This window comes from Bacillus sp. LR--39, assembly GCF_053613335.1.
Window position 1 is genome coordinate 1 of the sequence record NZ_JBSIOT010000753.1, and the last position, 762, is coordinate 762.

A 762-nucleotide genomic window follows, 5' to 3' on the forward strand; every position below is an offset into this window, starting at 1 on the left:
TCATTAAAATCATTGAAGCACTGATCCTATCACCAATTATTGCCTTTGTCCTTGGTTTTATTCTTTATAGCATCGTTAAGCTGATTTTCAAAGACAGCAACTTGGCGAAAACGAATAAGCAATTCCGCAGAGTGCAGATTGTAACAGCTGCCCTGCAATCGTATACACACGGAACAAACGATGCGCAAAAAGCAATGGGAATTATCACAATGGCTCTCATCACAGCGAATTTACATACTTCTGCTAATGATATTCCTACCTGGGTGCAATTCGCCTGCGCGACAGCCATGGGTCTCGGAACATCAATCGGCGGCTGGAAAATCATCAAAACCGTTGGCGGTAAGATCATGAAAATCCGCCCGGTAAATGGTGTTTCCGCTGACTTAACCGGAGCAGCCATTATATTCGGTGCCACGTTTATTCATTTGCCGGTCAGTACAACCCACGTCATTTCTTCATCAATTCTTGGCGTCGGTGCGTCCCACCGCGTAAAAGGCGTAAACTGGGGTACGGCCAAGCGAATGCTCATTACATGGGTCATCACGCTTCCGATTTCAGCGACACTTGGTGCCATCGCCTACTTTATTTTAAATATGATATTTTAATGTCACACCGCTTCTGTCAAAGGAGCGGTTTTTTTGATGGAACAGGAAAACCATCCGGATCTCTCGAATACAATAAGCAGAACCTATTTCAGATGTGAGGGATTCGAATATGGTTTTATTCTTTCAGATCATGGTCTGGTGCATCGTGGCCGGACTG

General features: G+C 44.8%; 1 protein-coding gene. It reads left to right on the forward strand.

Features of this window, described 5'->3' with window-relative positions; all coding sequences use genetic code 11:
* On the forward strand, positions 1 to 605 hold a 605-nt coding region (locus ACWHAR_RS26315), incomplete at its 5' end, for an anion permease (RefSeq protein ID WP_452088329.1).
* Positions 606 to 762 lie beyond the last annotated feature (157 nt).